Source organism: Nostoc sp. UCD121 (assembly GCF_014222285.1).
Classification (GTDB): Bacteria; Cyanobacteriota; Cyanobacteriia; order Cyanobacteriales; family Nostocaceae; genus Nostoc.
Map to the genome: position 1 here is coordinate 1 of NZ_JACKZS010000363.1, position 4,352 is coordinate 4,352.

The following is a 4,352-nucleotide window of genomic DNA, read 5'->3' on the forward strand; positions in this document are numbered from 1 at the left end:
CGAAGACACCGTTCGACTTGCATGTGTTAAGCATACCGCCAGCGTTCATCCTGAGCCAGGATCAAACTCTCCGTTTTGTTGTGTTTCGAGTTTGTGTATCCGAAAAATATTTTTTCGGAATCCTAGTTACTAATTTTGATTGTTATCTTTTTGGGGTTTACCAAAAAGTAAAATCCTTTGACGAGGATTGGTTTTTCTTTAAGCTTTCAAAGTATTATGTTTTTCAGGTTCAGTGGTGGTTGGCTTCTCTCGCCTTCCCACTTAACTAGAATAACTAGTCATCCCCTGGTTTGTCAAGGGGTAAATTTATTTTTTTTCTAAAAGGGTAAATCTCTTGGCTGGCATTACTTTCAAGTGAATGGCTTAAGCAATGTAGGGAAGGCATAGACGAAGTAGCTGAACTTTCCTATATAGATAATGCATATAGCTAGTTAGTGTTTCTGAATTGGCTCTGATGCAAGCTGAGTGATTATAGTAATCATTATCGAAAAAGGTAGGAACCAGTCTTTCTGGAGGGATTTATCCTAAATCCAAATGCCTGAACTAACTATATATATAAGAATATAAAAGCATAGTTGTTCCAGAGCCTCCAGTTAAAGGCTCCCATTTGACGACTGGATGCCTACCCCGCAAGATTCGTTACAGTGAGTCTAGCGCTTTAGACGGATTTCACAATTTATAATAAGTTTTTGAGAAAAAGCTAAAAACTAGACTAGGCAATAAATACAGATGATCCGACCGCGTAAGGTCTTTGCTCAACATTGGCTCAAAAGTGAAAAGGCGCTCGATGCAATTATAAAAGCAGCGGAGTGTACAGGACGCGATCGCTCCGTGAAAGGCGATCGCGTCCTGGAAATTGGGCCTGGAACTGGTATTCTAACTCGTCGTTTATTACCCTTAGTGCAGTCTCTGATTGCAGTTGAGATAGACCGCGACTTATGCCATCTGTTGTCAAAGCAACTGGGTAAAACTGAAAATTTTTTATTGCTGCAAGGCGATTTTCTCACCCTGGATTTACCATCTTATTTGGTAGCCTTTCCCAATTTCCAAAAGCCAAACAAAGTAGTAGCCAATATTCCCTACAACATTACAGGGCCAATCATTGAGAAACTACTGGGTACGATCGCAAATCCAAACCCCGAACCATTTGACTCTATAGTATTGCTGGTACAAAAAGAGGTGGCAGAAAGGTTGTATGCTAAACCAGGGTCAAAAACCTTTGGGGCGTTGAGCGTGCGGGTACAGTATTTGGCTGAGTGTGAGTTAATCTGCACAGTCCCAGCCTCTGCATTCCATCCAGCGCCAAAAGTTGATTCAGCAGTGGTAAGATTACGTCCCCGAAAAATAGAAATACCAGCACTTAATCCCCGACAGTTAGAGATTTTCTTAAAGTTGGGGTTTGGTGCCAAGCGCAAAATGTTACGAAATAATTTGCAATCTATTATAGAACGCGATCGCCTGAGCCACTTACTGGAACAATTAAAAATAAATCCCCAAGCCAGAGCCGAAGATATCAGCGTTCAGCAATGGGTAATCCTAGCAAATGAACTGGCAGTAGAGAGTGGGGAGCAGGGAGTAGGAAATAGATGACAAGATAAAATAGATTTTTTCCCATTCCCCATTTTCCAATTCCCCATTCCCCATTCTTATAAAATGCGTTCCTACAGCTTAATTGCCCCTGCTAAAATCAACTTGTATCTGGAAATCATTGGCGATCGCCCCGATGGTTATCATGAGTTAGCCATGATACTTCAAAGTATCGGACTTTCAGATCAAATTGATGTGCGTTCCATCAGCACTGACAGCATTCGTGTTAACTGCAACCACCCACAAGTACCGACAGATAAAAGTAATCTGGCATACCGGGCAGCTGAATTAATGGTTAGGCAATTTCCTGAAGCCTTTGCTAAATATGGCGGTGTGGAGATTACCGTCAATAAGCAGATTCCTGTAGCGGCTGGGTTGGCTGGGGGTTCGACGAATGCAGCATCTGTGTTAGTGGGTATAGATTTACTGTGGAAGTTGGGATTAACTCAGTCTGAATTAGAAGAGTTAGGAGGTACACTCGGTTCTGATGTCCCATTTTGTGTAGCGGGTGGAACTGCGATCGCAACAGGTAGGGGTGAGCAACTTTCTCCCCTGCCGAGTTTAGATAACATATATATAGTATTGGGGAAATACCGCAGTCTGGAAGTTTCCACACCTTGGGCATACAAAACCTATCGACAGCAGTTTGGTCATTCTTATATTAGAGATACTGATAATTTGGCAGCGCGTGCTAGTGCAGTTCATTCAGGAGCAATAGTAAAAGCTATCTTGCATAAAGATACGAGGGAAATTGCCCAAAAATTGCACAATGATTTAGAGCGTGTGGTATTGCCAGCCTATCCTCAAGTTTTGCAGTTGCGAGAAGTATTTGCAAATCAGGAAGGCGTTTTAGGAACAATGATGTCTGGTTCTGGCCCAACAGTATTTGCTCTTTTTGAGTCTCAACAGCAGGCAGAACTAGTTTTGCAGCAAGTAAGGGAAGCAATTATTGATGAGGACTTAGAGTTGTTTGTAACTCGGACAATTACGCATGGTATTAAAGTGACATCATCTGTTTAAATAATTGTTTTTCCTTAATTAAGGATAATGCCTCAACTAAAAATCTGAAATCCAAAATCGTATGAGTGACCAAAATTTAACGCCACAAACGGATACTAAAATACAAGCGACAGCGAGCCCTTTACGCTGTCTAATTGGGGCAGTAATTTCTGGAGGAATGGGATATGCAATGTATTCGCTGATGATTGCGATCGCTACAAATTTTGCTACTAAACCTCTCCATTCAATTAATCCATTGGTAATTAAGATATCTTCTGCTGTTCGGACTCTGGTTGTTGGTGTAGTTGCTTTAGGAAGCGGAATATTTGGTATAGTAGCAATTGGTTTGTTGGCTCTGGGAGTGCAATTATTAATACAGCAGTTGAGCAAGCAAAAAAGTAGTGAAAACTAGTAATTTACTTTTAATCAGCAACCTAAAGGTACAAGTTTTTCTAATGCACCATGATTTTTGATCAATTGTAGCTTCGCGTTTTTAGAAGACTGAAAAAGTTGTTGCTGTTTTCTCCAAGTTTTGGGAGAAAGCCCGTGGTGTTGACGAAACTGACGAGAGAAATGACATGTATTTTGATAGCCCAGTGCAATAGCAATCTGGTCGATTGTCTGATTAGTATCTCTAAGTAAAGGACGTGCTGCTGCCATTCGACGCTTAACAATCCAAGCGTTCACAGTTTCTCCTGTTTGTTTGGCTACTCGGTTAGTCAAGTAAGCAGGCGAATAACCAACCGCAAGAGCCACATCAGACAAAGTAATTCCTTGGCGATAATTAGCTTCAATAAAGTCGAAAACCGCTTGCAGTTGGGGAACCGATGGGAAAATGGACTCAGAGTTGAACGATGAAGGTGGTGATTGAGCGGCTTGATGAGAGTTAGTAGCGTACCAATACCTCAAAAAAGCTTGCTTTTCTAATCGAACAGCGATCGCTCTGAGCAAATCTTCTATACTAGAGGGTTTAGTCAGATAATCATCCGCTCCCAACTCCATTCCTTTGCGAACATCTGTTTGAGTATTACTCCCAGTCAAAAAAATGAAAGGAATAATTGCTGTGTGAGGATCTTGGCGCAACCTAGCCAAAACGGTGTAGCCATCCATATCTGGCATTTGAATATCGCAAATCACTAAGTCGGGTAAATGCTCTTGTGCTTTCTGGATACCAGCTACTCCATCTTCAGCATCTATGGTGTCAAAACCTTGAGCCTCAAGAACCTCTAAGAAGATGTTGCGAGTAACAGCATCATCTTCAATTACAAGAATTTTTTTCGACGATTCGTATCTCATTTTTCTATCACTAGGATTTTTGTGGCAGGGAATGATGACCAAATTCTATGCTGAGTCATCTATCAAAAAAGTTATATGTATTGAGTTGAAAATGATTATTAATTAACAACTCAGAACACTACCATCAGGAAACCAGCAAATCTCTAATTCTGGCTGTAGCACCAATGAACAGTTAGATTGAACTAACGTAATAAAGGCCAGAATCCATATCCCTAGTCACTCGGTTAAATAAGTCAGTGCTATAGCCATTGATGAGTTGCTAATCATAAATTTATAAAATCATCATGGTGCTTTTGGCTATTTATAAATAAATGAAATTCAAAAGAATCAGAAGTTATTTAGTGCTTTTAAAGATAATTTTAACAATAAAAAGAAAAAATTTTATATTGGTAATATAAAGATATTATTGCTAAATACATAAGTAAGCACTATCTTACTCTTCATTCAATATTAGAAGAGTAAATTTAGTG

4 protein-coding genes and 1 rRNA gene are annotated in these 4,352 nt (G+C 40.1%); 3 read left to right on the forward strand and 2 right to left on the reverse strand.

Going from position 1 to position 4,352, the window contains the following annotated elements; all coding sequences use genetic code 11:
• Positions 1-77: ribosomal RNA gene (locus GNF10_RS35495) — 16S ribosomal RNA — on the reverse strand; the annotation flags it as partial.
• A gap of 652 nt (positions 78-729) precedes the next feature.
• On the opposite strand from GNF10_RS35495, the gene rsmA reads away from it, so the two are divergent.
• The 3 genes from rsmA (at position 730) to GNF10_RS35510 (ending at position 2,998) form a co-directional block, all read left to right on the forward strand.
• The gene (gene rsmA / locus GNF10_RS35500; protein ID WP_185581574.1) at positions 730-1,590 is read left to right on the forward strand and encodes a 16S rRNA (adenine(1518)-N(6)/adenine(1519)-N(6))-dimethyltransferase RsmA; all 861 of its coding nucleotides are present in this window, start codon (positions 730-732) and stop codon (positions 1,588-1,590) included.
• A gap of 63 nt (positions 1,591-1,653) precedes the next feature.
• Positions 1,654-2,607, forward strand: a complete 954-nt coding sequence (ispE, locus tag GNF10_RS35505; RefSeq protein WP_185581575.1) for a 4-(cytidine 5'-diphospho)-2-C-methyl-D-erythritol kinase — start codon at positions 1,654-1,656, stop codon at positions 2,605-2,607.
• Between the two features lie 61 nt (positions 2,608-2,668).
• Positions 2,669-2,998 (forward strand): DUF3082 domain-containing protein, encoded by a 330-nt coding sequence (locus tag GNF10_RS35510; protein WP_185581576.1) that lies wholly within the window; start codon positions 2,669-2,671, stop codon positions 2,996-2,998.
• A 14-nt stretch (positions 2,999-3,012) separates the two neighbouring features.
• On the opposite strand, the gene GNF10_RS35515 is transcribed toward GNF10_RS35510, so the two are convergent.
• Positions 3,013-3,882, reverse strand: coding sequence for a response regulator (locus GNF10_RS35515; RefSeq protein ID WP_185581577.1), 870 nt, complete (start codon positions 3,880-3,882; stop codon positions 3,013-3,015).
• Between the last annotated feature and the right edge of the window lie 470 nt (positions 3,883-4,352).